The sequence below is a fragment of the Cellulosimicrobium cellulans genome (genome assembly GCF_024124905.1).
GTDB classification, from domain to species: domain Bacteria; phylum Actinomycetota; class Actinomycetes; order Actinomycetales; family Cellulomonadaceae; genus Cellulosimicrobium; species Cellulosimicrobium cellulans_G.
Map to the genome: position 1 here is coordinate 194,328 of NZ_JAMXST010000003.1, position 14,827 is coordinate 209,154.

Genomic DNA, 14,827 nt, shown 5'->3' on the forward strand with positions numbered 1-14,827 from the left:
CCGTCCGCGAGACGCTCAGCGCGTCGTCTGCGGGTGTCGCGCCCGGGCGCTGCGCAGCCGCTCCGGGACCGCGAGCCGGTCCGCTCCCTGGGGCGAGACCTGTACCGGCTGCGCGGGCAGCGCGAGCGCCTCGACCTGCTCGGCGCCCGGCACCCCGGCCGCGCGCGCGGCGTCGCCCAGCGCGCGGACGACCTGCTCCTGGCGACGCGGGTCGCGGGCCGAGAAGACCCAGAGGTCGACGGCCGTCGCGGTCGCGAGGTCGACGTGCAGCCCCCGCGCGCGCGCCTGCCGGAGCTGGCTCGGCGCGACCCCCACGAAGGTCACGGCGCGGCGCGACCAGAGCACGGTGCGCGACGCCGTCGACACGCCGCGGTCGGTGAGCAGCAGGCCGAGGGTGCGCGGGCTCGCGACGGCGGCGCGCACGGTCCGGACGTCGAGGGCCGCGAAGGGCACCGCGACCGGGCGCAGGAACGGGGCGAACGAGCCGACGAGGATCCCGTGGTCGAGCACGACCAGCTTCTCGGACCCGAGGAACCAGAGGATCACGGCGGCGATCGCCGCGAACGACGGCAGGAGGTAGCCGATCGCGGCGGGTCCGGCGTTCCCCACGAGCGCCGGCCCGACGGAGAACACGAGCACCACGACCACCGTCACCGCCCACGCCGGGGCGTTCGGCGTCGCCGCCGACACGTGCCGGACCCTGCCGAGGCCCGACCGCGCCGCGTGGTGCCTGACCTTGCGCGTCGCGCGCACGTCGGTCGCGGGCGGTGCCGTCGGCCCGCTCATCGACCGAGCAGCTCGAGCGGGAGACGACGGACCGTGGCCGCCCCGACCTCGGAGAGGGTGAGCGAGGTCGGCGCGCCGTCGGCCCTGTGCTCGCCGCCCCGGACCGTGTACACGCCGTCGGGCGTCGCGTAGACGCTCACCTGCTCCAGGACGTCGGAACCCGCGCGCACGGCGCCGAGCGTCGTCACGGCCAGCGCGTCCGCGAGCTCCGGCAGGCTCGGCGCCCGGGCGGCGAACTCGTCGGGCGTGAACGTCTGGGAGCGCCCGTCGAGCAGGGCCTTCGAGCCCGGGTCGACGAAGACCGCGAGCCGGCCCGCGAGCTCGGACAGCGGGTAGACGCTGAACGCGTGGTGGCCGCTCGGGGCGACCTCCTCCTCCAGCACGCGGTCGTCCTCGTGGAGGTAGACGTACACCCAGTGCCGGCCGATCGACGTCGTGCGCTCGACGGACAGGATCGCGTGCGCCGTGCGGCGCAGGACGAGCGGACCCGTGATCTCCGGGACGGCCTCGATGCCGACGGCCGGCCGGCCGTCCACGGGCTCGGCCGGGGCCGCGTCCTCGCTCGGCACGACCATGCCGCGCGCGAGGAGCGAGCGGAGCGCGACGCGGCCCACGAGCGTGCGGTCCGCGCCCTCCTGCGCGTCGAGCCACGGGACCGCCACGAGCTGGGGGTTCTGGAGGCCGTCGAGGATGACGATCTCCTCGTCGGTGAGCGTCACGACGTGCGTGACCTCGCCCGGGGTCGCTCGCTCCAGCGCGCGCTCGGCCGCGGCGACGTCCGACGCGGACCACCGCATGGTCTGCTGGGTCACGAGAAGAGCCCTCCGACGAAGTCACCGGCGGCGGAGAGACCGTCGCCGATCGCGTCCCCGACGTCGGACGCGACGTCCCCGATCGTATCGACCGCGTCGCCCGCGAAGTCGGTCACGGTGTTCCACCCGTCCGCGAGGTACGGGCCGGGGTTGGTCGCGAACCCGGAGATCGCGTCCCAGTTGTCGACGACGAGGTTCCCCAGCGCCCAGGCGCCCGCGACGACGCCCGCGCCCACCACGATCCCGATGCCCACCGGGTTGGTGAGCATGCCCGCCATCATGAGCATCGTCCCCGCGCCGCCCACGACCGACAGGCCTCCCATGACGCGGTCGACGCCGCCCCGGACGCCGTCGTACTCGGTGTTGAACATCTGGTTGAAGCCGCCGATGACGCCGAACAGGCCGCCGACGCCGCCCGCGAGCCGGCCTGCGGTCCCGAGGCCGCCGAGGAGCCCCATCGCGTCGTCGAGGACCATGCCGCGCGCGAAGACCGACGCGCTCGCGGCGGCGTCGGACAGGTCGGCGAGGCGGCTGGCCTGCAGGAACGCGGTGAGGGACTGGCCGACCTTCCAGGCCTTCAGCCCGTCGAGGACGAACATCGTCGACTCCCCGAGGGTCTCCCCGACGTCCCAGATCGACCCGGCGAGCGTGGTCCCGCCACCGAGCGGCCCGCCGCCGGGGCCCGTGGGCACGCCCGGGCCGGGCACGCCGGGGGACGGGATGGCGCCGCCCTCGGTGCTCGTCAGGTACTGCTCGTCGGCGTTGCGCAGCACCGCCTGCGACGCCTCGGCGAGCGTCTGGCTCACCCCGCGCAGGAGCGCCACCGAGGACCCGGTCCACTCGCCCCGGAACTGGTCGGCGTCGCCGCCCTGCCACCGGCCGGCGGCCTCCACGAGTCCGCTGACCTCGGACGTCGTGCTCACGAGCTGGTCGGAGGCGGAGCGCAGCGACTGCGCGAGCCTCCTCAGCTCGGTGACGTCGGCGCCCCACATCCCGCTCACGTCGTCTGGTCCCCTCGCTGGTCGATCGGTGTCCTCGCCGCGCGCCGCCTGTCACGGAACGCGCGAAACGGGCATCGCGGAGGTTACCGCGCGCACCTGCCCCGCGGCGACGGGGAGGGCTCCCCGTGGGCGCGCGACGGGCCCGGCGCGCATGTTCGGCGACGGCACCCGCACGGGTGACAATCGACGCATGCCTGCCGCGGTCCCCGACACCCCCGCCACCTCCGACCGGGCGGCCGACGTGCCCGTCCCCGCCCGGGACGCCTCGTTCGAGGAGCACGTGGCGTGGGCCCGCGCCGTGCCCGTGGTCGGGTTCGACCTCTCGCCCGTGGCAGACCGCGTCGTCGAGGACGCGCTGCCGTGGGACTACGCCGCGCTCGCGCGCGAGCTGGTCGGCAGCGGGCGCGGCCCGGTGCTCGACCTCGGGACCGGCGGCGGCGAGCTGCTGTCCACGCTGGGCCCGCTGCCCGCCGGGTCGGCGGCGACCGAGGGCTGGGCGCCCAACCTGCCGGTGGCCCGACGCCGGCTGGAGCCCCTGGGCGTCGACGTCCGGGCGGTCGAGGGCGACGAGGAGCAGCTCCTGCCGTTCTTCGACGGCCAGTTCGCGGTCGTGCTCGACCGGCACGAGGAGTTCGACCCCGACGAGGTGCTGCGCGTGCTGGAGCCCGGCGGCGTGTTCCTCACCCAGCAGGTCGACTCGCGCGACGGCCTGCGCCTCAACACCGCGCTCGGCACCGAGCTCCCGTGGGACCCGGACTCCGTGACGCTCGCCGCGGCGGTGGAGGTGCTGCGGGACGCGGGGTTCGTCGTCGACGTCGCGCGCGAGCACGAGGGCCTGCGCCGGTTCCGTGACCTGTCCTCGCTGCTCTGGTACCTCAAGCTCATGGCGTGGCAGGTGCCGGACCTGGCGTCGCTCGCACCCGAGGCGGTCGCCCGGTACGAGGCGCCGCTGCGCGCCCTGCACCTGCACCTCGCCGCGGGCCACGAGTTCGTCGACGAGGCCCCGCGCTTCCTCGTCGTGGCGCGCAAGCCCTTCTGACGCCCCCGCCCCACCCCATCGCTGTGGGCATGAGACGGGCCCGGTTCTCGCCGCAGAACCGGGCCCGTCTCATGCCCACAGCGGGCCGGGGCGGGGCGGGGCCGTCGAGTCGCGGACCACGAGCTCGTGGTCGGTGCGCTTGCGGCGCGGGCGGCCCGACGGCGGCCGGAGCGCGAGCTCGAACGCCGTCGCCCCCATCTCGCTCATCGGGAGGCGCACCGTGGTCAGCGCGGGCGCGAGGTCCTGGGCGACCTGGATGTCGTCGAACCCGGTGACGGACATGTCGCGCGGCACGACGACGCCGCGCTCGCGCAGCAGGGACAGCACGCCCGTGGCCATGGCGTCGTTGAGCGCGAGGATCGCGGTGGTGTCGGGGCGCTGGGCGAGGATGCGCTGCGTGGCGTCCCGGCCGCCCTCGCGCGTGAACGGCGCGTGCACGACGAACAGGTCGTCGGGGTCGAGGCCCTGGGCCGCGACCGCGCTCCGGATGCCGGCCATGCGGTCCGCGACGGTCGTGAGCCGCTCGGGCCCGGCCGCGACGGCGAGGCGCCGGTGGCCCAGACCGAGGACGTGGTCGGTGAGGCTCGCGGCCGCCGCCTCGCTGTCGGGGAGCACCGCGTCGCTGTGCAGGTGGTGCCGCCCGATGACGACGACGCGCCCCCCGGACTCCTGGAACGCCTCGAGCTCGCGCGCGGCGTCGGCCTCCATCGCGGGCTCGACGTACCCGGACCCGGCGACGAGGATCGCGCCCACGCGGTGCGCGCGCATGAGGCGGATCTGCGTGACCTCGGCGCTGGGCTCGCGCTCGGTGTGGCTGATCTGCACGCTCCAGCCGTGCTCGGTCGCGACGCGCACGACGCCGCTCGCGATCTCGGAGAAGTACGGGTCGCCGATCTCGTAGACGAGCAGGCCGGCGACCGACGTCGTGCCCCCGGCGAGCGTGCGCGCGTGCGGGTTGGCGATGTAGCCCATCTCCGTGGCGACCTCGCGGACGTGCTCCGCGAGCACCTCCGAGACGCCGTCGCTGCCCGACAGCGCGCGCGACGCGGTCGCGAGGGACACGCCCGCGCGCTCGGCGACGTCGACCAGCCGCAGCGCGCTGCGACCCTTCGTGGTCCGACTCTCTCGACGCACCCCTGCTCCGCTCGTCCGTGCGTCGCCCGGTCGGTGGCCCGAAGGCCCTCCCCGACGTGACGCTTGCCACATCCGCTGTCCGCACCGTACTCTAGCGGAAGCGCTTACGAAAGCGCTTTCGCAATGCAGCAGTCTCGTACGGAGCAGTACGGCCTCAGGTCTTCACTACGACGAAGTAGGGAGAGTCACGTCCATGCATTCTCGGTCGACTCCACGGATGTCCACCCGCCCCCGCTCACGCCGCGCGCTCGCCCTCGCGGCCGGCGTGTCCGCGACGGCGCTCGTCCTCACGGCGTGCTCCGGCGGGTCCGACGGCGAGGGCGGAGGCGGCGGGTCCGACGACCCGATCGTCATCGGTATCTCCCTCCCGCTCACCGGCGACTTCTCCGAGCCCGGCAAGGGCGTCCAGCGCGGCTACGAGGCCTGGGCGCAGTTCGTCAACGAGGACGGGGGCCTCCTCGGGCGGCAGGTCGAGCTCAAGATCCTCGACGACCAGTCCAACGCGGACCGCGTCGTGCAGGACTACGAGGCGCTCATCGCCCAGGACGAGGTCGACCTCGTGTTCGGGCCGTTCTCCACGCGCCTCGTCGTGCCGAGCGCCCGCGTCGCCGAGGAGTACGGGATGCTCTTCGTCGAGCCCGCCGGCGCCGCGAACGAGGTCTTCGAGCAGGGCTTCGAGAACCTCTTCTACGCCGCCCCCGCCGTCGCCGACGACCACTACAACTACCTCGCGGACCACATCCTCGACATGCCCGAGGGCGAGCGCCCGCAGACCGTCGCCGTCGCGGCCATGGACGACCCCTTCGCCCAGGGCACGGCCTACGGCCTGCGCGACAAGCTCGCGGACGCCGGGCTCGAGATCGTCGTCGACGAGGTCTACCCGCCCAACACCACCGACTTCTCCTCGATCGCCGCGAAGATCAACGACTCGGGTGCGGACATGGTCATCGGCGGCACGCAGTACCAGGACGCGGTGAACCTCATCGTCGCCCTCCAGCAGCTCAACTACCAGCCGACGCTCGCGGCGTTCTCCACCGCGCCGACCAACCCCGAGTTCTCGGCGGCGATCGGCGCCAAGACCGAGGGCATCCTCTCGCCCACCGGCTACACCGAGACCGCGAGCTGGCCGTCCAACGTCGACTTCGTCGAGCGGTACACGGAGCTGCACGGCAACCCGCCCGGCGAGGACGAGGCCAACGCGTACACGACCGGCCAGGTCGTCGCCGCCGCGGTCGAGGCCGTCGGGTGCGCCGAGCAGGGCGAGTGCCAGCAGGAGCTCATCTCGTGGCTGCGCAGCAACGAGGTCGAGACCGTCGTCGGGCCGCTGACCTGGGACGAGACGGGCAAGCCGCAGGGCGCCCACCTCATCCAGCAGTACGTGGACGGCGAGATCCAGATCGTCCTGCCGCAGGACGCCAAGGAAGCCGACTTCGTCTTCCCCAAGCCGGCCTGGTGATCACCTCGTGACAGGAACGCTCCTCTTCCAGAGCCTCGTGCTCGGCGTGCTGCTGGGAGGGCTCTACGCCCTCCTGGCAGCGGGCCTCACCCTGTACTTCGGCGTGATGCGCGTCGTGATGATCGCCCACTCGGCGTTCCTCATCCTCGCCGCGTACCTCGCCTGGTTCTTCAACCAGCAGACCGGCATGGACCCGCTGCTGTCGCTCGTCGTCACGGTGCCGCTGTTCTTCCTCGTCGGCGTGGGCATGCAGCGCCTGCTCATCACGCGCCTGCGGCCCGCGACGCTCACGATGATGTCCGTCCTCCTCACGTTCGCCGTCGCGCTCTTCATCGAGGGCATGATCGGCTTCGTCTGGAGCGGCACGCAGCGGCGCATCCAGCTCCCGTACTCGGGCGCGAGCATCGAGTTCTTCGGGGCGCGGATCGCCGTCGTGAAGCTCGTGGCCTTCGGGCTCGCGGCGCTGTCCCTCGCGCTGCTGTACCTGCTCATGAAGCACAGCCGGTTCGGCCAGGCCCTGCGCGCGACGATCCAGCACCGCGAGGCCGCGCAGCTCGTCGGCATCAAGACCGACCGCGTCGCGGGCTACGGCTTCGGCCTCGGCCTCGCGACCGCCGCCATCGGCGGGACCGCGCTGTCGCTCGACGCGACGATCTACCCGTCGCTGCACTGGCACTGGATCGGCCCACTCATGGCCATCATCGTCGTCGGCGGCCTGGGGTCCATCCCGGGCGCCGCGATCGCCGCCATGGTGCTCGGCATCGGCCAGAGCCTGCTCCAGGTGCCGCTCGGCACCACGTGGGCGCAGACCATCTTCTACGTCGCGCTGTTCGCGACGCTGATGCTGCGGCCCCAGGGATTCTTCGGAGGTCGCCTTGCCCAACGCTTCTGACACCCGACCCGCGAGCCGCCGTGCGGCCGCCAGCCCGGTGCCCGACGGCGCGGGCTCGGCCGCCGCTGCCGCCGCACCTCCCGCACGCCGCCCCTGGGGCCGCGTCGTCCGCCTCGCCGTGCTCGTCGTCCTGGCCGTGCTCGTCCTGGCCTTCCCCACGATGGCGCCCAACGCGTACATCCTGTCGGCCGGCATCGTCGTCCTCAGCTATGCGTGCACCGCGACCGCCTGGAACTTCATGGGCGGCTTCACGGGGTACGTCTCGCTCGGGCACGCCGCGTTCTTCGGGCTCGGTGCCTACGGCACGGGCCTGCTGATCCGCGACCTCGGGCTCCCGAGCTTCGCCGCGTGGCTCGTCGCGGGCGCGCTCGTCCTGCTCATCACCATCCCCGTCGGGATCGCGGCGCTGCGCGTGCGCGGCGCGTCGTTCGTCATCGTGTCGATCTCGTTCGTGCTGATCCTGCTGCTCGTCTTCCAGGCGTGGGGGTCCTTCACGGGCGGGTCCGACGGCCTCGTCGTCCCGCGCCCGTTCCCCGACCTGCTGCGGCCCGAGCACCACCGCACGTTCTTCTACCTGTTCGCCGCGCTGCTCGTCGTCATGCTCGTCGCGTGGTGGGCGATCGACCGCTCGCGGTTCGGCACCGGGCTCAAGGCGATCCGCGAGGACGAGGACAAGGCCCAGGCGCTCGGCGTCCCGACGCGCAACTACAAGCTCGTCGCGTACGTCGTCTCGGCGACGTTCACCGGCCTCGCGGGCGGCATGTACGCCCTGTGGTTCGGCGACCTCGACCCGATCTTCCAGTTCTCCATCATGCTCGGCTCGTACATGGTGCTCATGGCGCTGTTCGGCGGCGTCCGGCACCTCTTCGGCCCGCTGCTGGGCGCCGTCGTCGTCGGCACGGGCCTGGAGTACTTCAAGCTCGAGTTCGGCGACACGCAGTTCCACCTCGTCGCCACCGCCCTGCTGCTCGGCGTCGTCGTCCTCTTCATGCCGGACGGGATCATCCCCGCGGCCCAGGCCCTCTTCAAGCGCTTCGGCCCGCAGGACTCCTCGATCCGCGAGATGACCGCGGCCGAGCTCCTCGAGCGCAACCGCGCGGCCGCCGCCCCGGCCGAGGGCGAGCCGACCGCAGGACCCACCACCGCCGTCGTCCCGCCGGACGGCGACGGCGACGCGGCCCCTCGGACGGGCCCGGAGGAGGACCGATGACGACGACGACCACCGCGCAGACGACCCGCAACCTCGAGACCGTCGGCCTCACCAAGTCGTTCGGCGGCGTCCACGCCGTCCGCGACGCGACGGTCACGTTCCAGCACGGCAAGATCAACGCGCTCATCGGCCCGAACGGCTCGGGCAAGACGACGTTCTTCAACTGCGTGACGGGCATGATCAAGCCGGACTCCGGCACGGTCACGTTCCGCGGCGAGGACATCACGCGGCGCGCGCCGCACAAGATCGCGCGCGCCGGGATCGGGCGCAGCTTCCAGCTCTGCCGCGTGTTCCCGCGCATGACCGTCCTCGAGAACATGCTCGTCGCGGTCCGCCGCACACGGGTGCGCGAGCTGCTGGCCGGGGCGCGCAACCCCGAGGAGATCGACAAGGCGCGCGCGCTGCTCGTGCGCGTCGGCATCGACCACCTGGAGAGCGTCGAGGCGCGCAACCTGTCCTACGGGCAGCAGAAGCTCCTCGAGCTCGCGGGCGTCCTCATGGGCGACCCGGACACGATCATGCTCGACGAGCCGGCGGGCGGCGTGAACCCGGCGCTCATCGGCCGCATCGGGACGCTCGTGCAGGAGCTCAACGCCGAGGGCAAGACGTTCCTCGTCGTCGAGCACAACATGGACATGGTCATGAGCCTGTCCCACCACGTCATCGTGTTCGACCGGGGACGGCCCATCGCCGAAGGGACCCCCGCCGTCGTGCAAGCCGACCCGCGAGTGCTGGAGGCCTACCTTGGTGTCTGACCCGACCCCCGGGACGGGGGCGAAGCAGGAGTACCTCCTCGAGCTGGACGACGTCCAGGCCGGGTACGGCCGCGCCGCGATGGTGCTGCGCGGGCTGACCATCAAGGTCCCCGCGTCGACGGTCGTGTGCCTCGTCGGGCCCAACGGCGCGGGCAAGTCGACGGTGCTCAAGGTCGCGAGCGGGCTGCTCAAGCCGCGCTCGGGCCGCATCCTCGTCGGCGGGCGCGACGTCACCGGCCAGGGGCCGCAGGAGATGCTGCAGTCCGGGCTCGCGCACGTGCTCCAGGGGCACAGCGTGTTCCGCGAGATGACGGTCGCGGAGAACGTGCTGCTCGGCGCGTACACGCTCCGCGACAAGCAGAAGATCGCGGAGCGCGTGGCGTTCGTGCAGAACCTCTTCCCCATCGTGGGCGAGCGGTGGAAGCAGCTCGCCGGCCTGCTGTCCGGCGGGCAGCAGAAGCAGGTCGAGTTCGCGCGCTCGCTCATGGTGAGCCCCGAGGTCGTGCTGCTCGACGAGCCGTCGATGGGCCTCGACCCCAAGACGACGTCGACCGTGTTCGAGCAGGTCGTGCGCATGCGCGACGCCGGCGTCGCGGTGCTGCTCGTCGAGCAGAACGCGCGCCGCGCGCTCGAGACGGCCGACATCGGGTGCGTGCTCGACCTCGGCCGCGTGCACATCACCGGCCCCGCGCCCGAGCTCCTCGCCGACCCCCAGCTCTCCGAGCTCTACCTCGGCGGCCGGCCCGCCGAGCGCTCGCTCTCGCAGAACGGATGACCGCCCGCATGACCAGCCAGACCACGGACGCCGCAGGGGGCGACCGACCGACCACCCGCACCGTGCGCATCGTCATGAACGGCGTGACCGGGCGCATGGGGTACCGCCAGCACCTCGTCCGCTCGATCCTCGCGATCCGGGACGACGGCGGCGTCGAGCTCGACGACGGCACGCGCCTCCAGGTGGAGCCCGTGCTCGTGGGCCGCAACCGCGCCAAGCTCGCCGAGCTCGCCGCGCGACACGGCGTCGCCGAGTACACGACCGACCTCGACGCGGCGCTCGCGAACGACACGGCCACGATCTACTTCGACGCGCAGGTGACGTCCGAGCGGACCAAGGCGATCCTCAAGGCGATCGCGGCGGGCAAGCACGTGTACACGGAGAAGCCGATCGCGGAGTCGGTCGCGGAGGGCGAGGAGCTCGCGGAGGCGGCGCGCGCGGCCGGGGTGATCCACGGCGTCGTGCACGACAAGCTGTACCTGCCCGGCCTGCTCAAGCTCAAGCGGCTGATCGACGGCGTGTTCTTCGGCCGCATCCTGTCCGTCCGCGGCGAGTTCGGGTACTGGGTGTTCGAGGGCGACTGGCAGCCCGCGCAGCGCCCGAGCTGGAACTACCGCGCCGAGGACGGCGGCGGGATGGTCCTCGACATGTTCTGCCACTGGAACTACGTGCTGGAGAACCTGTTCGGCCCGGTCGAGGCGGTCATGGCGAAGGCCGTGACCCACATCCCCGAGCGCTGGGACGAGCACGGCAAGCCCTACGCCGCGACGGCGGACGACGCGGCGTACGGGATCTTCGAGCTCGCCGGGGCGGACGGCCCGATCCTCGCGCAGGTGAACTCGTCGTGGGCGGTGCGCGTGGACCGGGGCGAGCTCGTCGAGTTCCAGGTCGACGGCACGCACGGGTCCGCGGTCGCGGGTCTGTTCGGGTGCCGCATCCAGCCGCGCGCCCGCACGCCGAAGCCGGTGTGGAACCCGGACCTGCCGACCGACCAGGACTTCCGCGCACAGTGGGAGCAGATCCCGGACAACCAGGAGTTCGTCAACGGGTTCCGCGCGCAGTGGGAGGAGTTCCTGCGCGACGTCCACGCCGGGCGACCGCACCCGTACGACTTCGACGCGGGCGTGCGCGGCCTGCGCCTCGTGGACGCGGGGTACACGTCGTCGCGCGAGGGGCGTCGGGTGGAGCTGGGCGCCGCGTCCGGAGTGGGGGCATGAGCGCGCCGGGCGGGGTGCGGATCCCGCTGCCCGACGGCGGCGCGCGGCTCGTCGAGCTGCGCGCGCCCCGGGAGTGGGCGGACCACCCCGGCCCGTACGCGTCGCGCGTCGCGTTCGCGGCGGCGCACGTCGTCGCGGACCCGCGGGGCGAGAACGTGCCCGGCGCGCCGGCCGTCGTCGACTGGGACTCGACCCTCGCGTTCCGGCGGCACCTGTTCCGGTACGGCCTGGGCGTCGCCGAGGCGATGGACACCGCGCAGCGGAACATGGGCCTCGACTGGCCCGCGGTCCAGGAGCTCGTGTCGCGCAGCGCCGCCCAGGCGCGGGAGCTGGGCGCGCGCATCGCGTCGGGCGCGGGGACGGACCACCGGTCGCCCGACGACCTGCGGACGGTCGACGACGTGATCGGCGCGTACGCGGAGCAGGTCGCGTTCGTCGAGGGCACGGGGTCGCAGGTCATCCTCATGGCGTCGCGGCACCTCGCGCGCGTCGCGACGTCGGCCGACGACTACCTGCGCGTGTACGACGCGATCTTGTCCCAGGTGCGCGAGCCGGTCGTCCTGCACTGGCTCGGCGAGGCGTTCGACCCGAACCTGCGCGGCTACTGGGGGTCCGGGGACGTCGACACCGCGACCGCGACGTTCGTCGACCTCGTCCGGGCGCACGCCGCGAAGGTCGACGGGGTCAAGGTGTCGCTGCTCTCGGCGGCGCACGAGGTCGGTCTGCGCGCCGTACTTCCCGACGGCGTCCGGTTGTACACCGGCGACGACTTCCACTACCCGGAGCTGATCCGGGGCGACGGCGAGCGGCACTCCGACGCGCTGCTCGGCGCGTTCGCGGCCGTGGCCCCCGCCGCCTCGGCCGCGCTGACCGCCCTCGACGACGGCGACCTCGACCGCTACGACGCCGAGATGGCGCCGACGCTCGCGCTCTCGCGCCACGTCTTCGAGGCGCCGACGTACTACTACAAGACCGGCATCGCGTTCCTCGCGTGGCTCGCGGGACACCAGCCCGGCTTCACGATGGTCGGAGGCCTGCAGTCCGCCCGGAGCGTCGTGCACCTCGCGCGCGCCTTCGAGCTCGCGAACGAGGCGCGCCTCCTGCCGGACCCGGACCTCGCCGCGCACCGCCTCGGCCTCGTCCTCGCAACGGCGGGCATCGACCGTGGCGAGATCGCGGGCGCGCCCGCCGAGGTCGCCGAGGTGGTCGCATGAGCACCGAGATCTCGGAGTTCCCGTCCTCCGTCCCCCGGTCTTCCGCCGACCAGGCGATCCTGCGCGCCGACCAGGTGGTCTCGGCTCGTCCTGGTGGCGCGACGGACCAGGACCACCTGCTCGGCGGAGCGGTGGGTGACGTGGACGTGCCCAGCGGGGTCCGCGCGCGGGTCGGGACGCCGGGGGTCGGTGATCCTCGGCTCGCGCGGCTGTCCCTGAACCAGCGGACGACGGCGCGGTGGTCGCTGCGCGAGGCGATCGACGGCTGCGTCGCCGCGGGGCTCCCGGCCATCGGGGTCTGGCGTGAACCCGTCGCCGACGTCGGGCTCGACACCGCGGTGCGGTGGGTGCGCGACGCCGGGCTGCGGGTGTCGTCCGTGTGCCGCGGCGGGTTCTTCACCGCGAGCGACCCGGACGCGCGCGCCGCGGCCCACGCGAGCAACCTCGCCGCGATCGCGGAGACGGCGGCCCTCGGCGCGCCGACGCTCGTCCTCGTCCCGGGCGGGCTGCCCGACGGCGACCGCGACCTGATCGGTGCCCGGGCACGCGCGGCGGACGCGATCGCCGCGCTCGTCCCGGCCGCGCGTGACGCGGGCGTGACCCTCGGTATCGAGCCCATGAACCCGATCTTCGCGGCGGACCGCGGCGTCGTCTCGACGCTCGAGCAGGCCCTCGACCTCGCCGAGCCGTTCGCGCCCGCGGAGGTGGGCGTCGTCGTCGACACCTACCACCTGTGGTGGGAGCCCAAGGTGCACGAGCAGATCGCGCGGGCGGGCGCCGCGGGCCGGATCGTCAGCTACCAGGTGTGCGACTGGATCACGCCCCTGCCCGCGGACACGCTGCTCGGCCGCGGCATGATGGGCGACGGCCACGTCGACTTCGCCGCGTTCACGCGCTCGGTGGCGGCGGCGGGCTACGCCGGTGACGTCGAGGTCGAGATCTTCCACGCCGACGTCTGGGCCGCGCCCGGCGCCGACGTCGTGGCGACGCTCGCCCGCCGGTACGTCGAGCTCGTCGAGCCCCACCTCGCGCGCTGACGGACGCTGGCCGACGGGCCGGGGCGCGAACGCCTCGGCCGGTCGGCCGGCGCCGGGTAGGGTGCCCGGAGGCCCGAGCACGGAGGTGGACGGATGGACGGGGCGGCGCGGACGCGGTTCGTGGGCGACACGAAGCAGGCGCGCACGTACGCGTGGTTCCTGACCTTCGCCGCCGTCGTCCCTCCCGCCGTCGTCGCGGTCTTCGTGCTGGGCTGGTACCGCGCCCAGGTGTACGGCTGGACGGAGGGCTTCCGCAGCTACCACGCGGGCGACCCGTTCCCCTGGGGCTGGGTGGCCGTCGGCGTGCTGGCCTGCGTGTTCCTCGGCCGGTTCGCCGTCCGGCAGTGGCGCCGGTACCGCGCGCTCGTGGCCGACGACCGCCGCCGCGGCGTGCGCCCGTCCTGACGGGCATGGGGACCGGTCACCATCGACGTCTCCCGCTCCGCCTCCGTACCCTGTCGGCGGCGCCGGCACGGCGTGACCGACCCGGGAGCGTGCGGGGGGTGCGGGTGAGAGCGCAGAGGGGCGAGGAATGAGCAGCGGGATGTACGGGGCCGACGTCGAGGCCCTGCGCTCGCTCGCGGGCCGTGTGGCGGACGGCGCGCAGGCCCTGGAGCTGGCCGCGGCGGCGATCGAGACGGCCGTGGGCCGAGCGGGCTGGGAGGGCTCCGACGCCGCCGAGTTCCGCACCGCGTGGACGTCGACCCTGCGGCCGAGCCTGACGGGCACCGCCGCGCTGCTCACGGACGCCGCCGACGTCCTGCGCGGCAACGCCGAGCAGCAGGACGCGACGAGCCGCGACGGTGGCGCGGGCGGGCCGGGCGGCCCCGGTGGGCCCGGCGGACCGGGTTCTCCGGGTGGGCCAGGCGATCCGGTGACCCAGGGTGGCGACGGCGGTCCGCCGGACTGGCTGGTCCCGCCGTCGTGGCTCACGACGGACATGACCCAGGGCGGCGTGCTCAACTGGGTCGCGTCCCAGGGAGTCGACGCCTGGGCGGCGATGAACAAGCTCGACGACCCGCTCAACGTGGCGGGGCTCGCGGACAACCTCGCGTCCGCCGGCAAGGTGCTCAAGGGCGCCGGGTTCCTGTTCGACGGCTACTCGGTGTACAGCGGCTCGGTGCAGGCGTGGGAGGGCTTCGCGGAGGGCGACGGGTTCAAGGGGACGGACGGCGTCATCACCGCGGGTCTCGGCGCCGCCGGCATCGGCGCGGCGATCTTCCTCGCGAGCAACCCGGTCGGTTGGGCGATCGCGGGTGCGGGAGCCGTGTGGGGCGTCGCGACCCTGCTCTCCGGCGACGTCCCCGTGACGAAGCGCATCGCCGACGGCGCGGGCTGGTTGTGGGATCGTGGGGGCGACCTCGCCGACGGTGCCGCCGACCTCGCCGGCGACGTGTGGGACGCGGGCGGGGACTTCGTCGACGGGGCGACCGAGACGCTGAAGAAGGTATGGCCGTGGTGACCGCGGCCCACGCGCCGGACCGCGGCCGCGGTCCGCA

Annotated in this window: 15 protein-coding genes; 11 read left to right on the forward strand and 4 right to left on the reverse strand. The window is 73.7% G+C overall.

The genetic code is table 11. The features are described 5' to 3' along the window. Positions 1-15: 15 nt before the first annotated feature. From NHH00_RS09580 to NHH00_RS09590, 3 genes are read right to left on the reverse strand one after another with little or no spacing between them, the layout of a single operon-like run. Positions 16-786, reverse strand: a complete 771-nt coding sequence (locus NHH00_RS09580; protein WP_253051619.1) for a hypothetical protein — start codon at positions 784-786, stop codon at positions 16-18. After that, complete coding sequence (locus tag NHH00_RS09585) at positions 783-1,598, reverse strand: hypothetical protein (protein ID WP_253051620.1); 816 nt, start codon at positions 1,596-1,598, stop codon at positions 783-785. The genes NHH00_RS09580 and NHH00_RS09585 overlap by 4 nt, the downstream gene beginning before the upstream one ends. Then, positions 1,595-2,599 carry a WXG100 family type VII secretion target gene (locus NHH00_RS09590; protein ID WP_253051621.1) on the reverse strand — a complete coding sequence of 335 codons (1,005 nt, stop codon included), beginning with the start codon at positions 2,597-2,599 and terminating at the stop codon, positions 1,595-1,597. The genes NHH00_RS09585 and NHH00_RS09590 overlap by 4 nt, the downstream gene beginning before the upstream one ends. A gap of 190 nt (positions 2,600-2,789) precedes the next feature. Here NHH00_RS09590 and NHH00_RS09595 point away from each other — a divergent pair, with 190 nt between their 5' ends. Continuing rightward, positions 2,790-3,638: a class I SAM-dependent methyltransferase gene (locus tag NHH00_RS09595; RefSeq protein ID WP_253051622.1), complete on the forward strand. Its 849-nt coding sequence runs from the start codon at positions 2,790-2,792 to the stop codon at positions 3,636-3,638. Positions 3,639-3,707: 69 nt separating this feature from the next. Here the strand turns inward: NHH00_RS09595 and NHH00_RS09600 are convergent, their stop codons facing one another. Next, the gene (locus NHH00_RS09600) at positions 3,708-4,772 is read right to left on the reverse strand and encodes a LacI family DNA-binding transcriptional regulator (protein WP_253051623.1); all 1,065 of its coding nucleotides are present in this window, start codon (positions 4,770-4,772) and stop codon (positions 3,708-3,710) included. 217 nt (positions 4,773-4,989) lie between these two features. Between NHH00_RS09600 and NHH00_RS09605 the strand changes: the two genes are divergently transcribed. The 10 genes from NHH00_RS09605 (at position 4,990) to NHH00_RS09650 (ending at position 14,790) form a co-directional block, all read left to right on the forward strand. After that, positions 4,990-6,228, forward strand: coding sequence for an amino acid ABC transporter substrate-binding protein (locus tag NHH00_RS09605; RefSeq protein WP_253051624.1), 1,239 nt, complete (start codon positions 4,990-4,992; stop codon positions 6,226-6,228). A gap of 7 nt (positions 6,229-6,235) precedes the next feature. After that, a complete protein-coding gene (locus NHH00_RS09610; RefSeq protein ID WP_047230871.1) occupies positions 6,236-7,120 on the forward strand; it encodes a branched-chain amino acid ABC transporter permease in 885 nt (294 codons plus the stop codon). Beyond that, positions 7,104-8,330 (forward strand): branched-chain amino acid ABC transporter permease, encoded by a 1,227-nt coding sequence (locus NHH00_RS09615; protein WP_253051625.1) that lies wholly within the window; start codon positions 7,104-7,106, stop codon positions 8,328-8,330. Before NHH00_RS09610 ends, NHH00_RS09615 begins: the two co-directional genes overlap by 17 nt. Continuing rightward, on the forward strand, positions 8,327-9,085 hold the full coding sequence (locus NHH00_RS09620; protein ID WP_253051626.1) for an ABC transporter ATP-binding protein: 759 nt from the start codon (positions 8,327-8,329) through the stop codon (positions 9,083-9,085). The genes NHH00_RS09615 and NHH00_RS09620 overlap by 4 nt, the downstream gene beginning before the upstream one ends. After that, positions 9,078-9,860 (forward strand): ABC transporter ATP-binding protein, encoded by a 783-nt coding sequence (locus NHH00_RS09625; RefSeq protein ID WP_253051627.1) that lies wholly within the window; start codon positions 9,078-9,080, stop codon positions 9,858-9,860. Before NHH00_RS09620 ends, NHH00_RS09625 begins: the two co-directional genes overlap by 8 nt. An 8-nt stretch (positions 9,861-9,868) precedes the next feature. Then, positions 9,869-11,077 (forward strand): Gfo/Idh/MocA family protein, encoded by a 1,209-nt coding sequence (locus NHH00_RS09630; protein ID WP_253051628.1) that lies wholly within the window; start codon positions 9,869-9,871, stop codon positions 11,075-11,077. Then, a complete protein-coding gene (locus tag NHH00_RS09635) occupies positions 11,074-12,291 on the forward strand; it encodes a dihydrodipicolinate synthase family protein (protein ID WP_253051629.1) in 1,218 nt (405 codons plus the stop codon). The genes NHH00_RS09630 and NHH00_RS09635 overlap by 4 nt, the downstream gene beginning before the upstream one ends. Further along, positions 12,288-13,328, forward strand: a complete 1,041-nt coding sequence (locus NHH00_RS09640) for a sugar phosphate isomerase/epimerase family protein (protein WP_253051630.1) — start codon at positions 12,288-12,290, stop codon at positions 13,326-13,328. The genes NHH00_RS09635 and NHH00_RS09640 overlap by 4 nt, the downstream gene beginning before the upstream one ends. 93 nt (positions 13,329-13,421) lie before the next feature. Beyond that, positions 13,422-13,733, forward strand: coding sequence for a hypothetical protein (locus NHH00_RS09645; RefSeq protein WP_253051631.1), 312 nt, complete (start codon positions 13,422-13,424; stop codon positions 13,731-13,733). Positions 13,734-13,860: 127 nt separating this feature from the next. Beyond that, a complete protein-coding gene (locus NHH00_RS09650; RefSeq protein WP_253051632.1) occupies positions 13,861-14,790 on the forward strand; it encodes a WXG100 family type VII secretion target in 930 nt (309 codons plus the stop codon). The last annotated feature ends 37 nt before the right edge of the window (positions 14,791-14,827 follow it).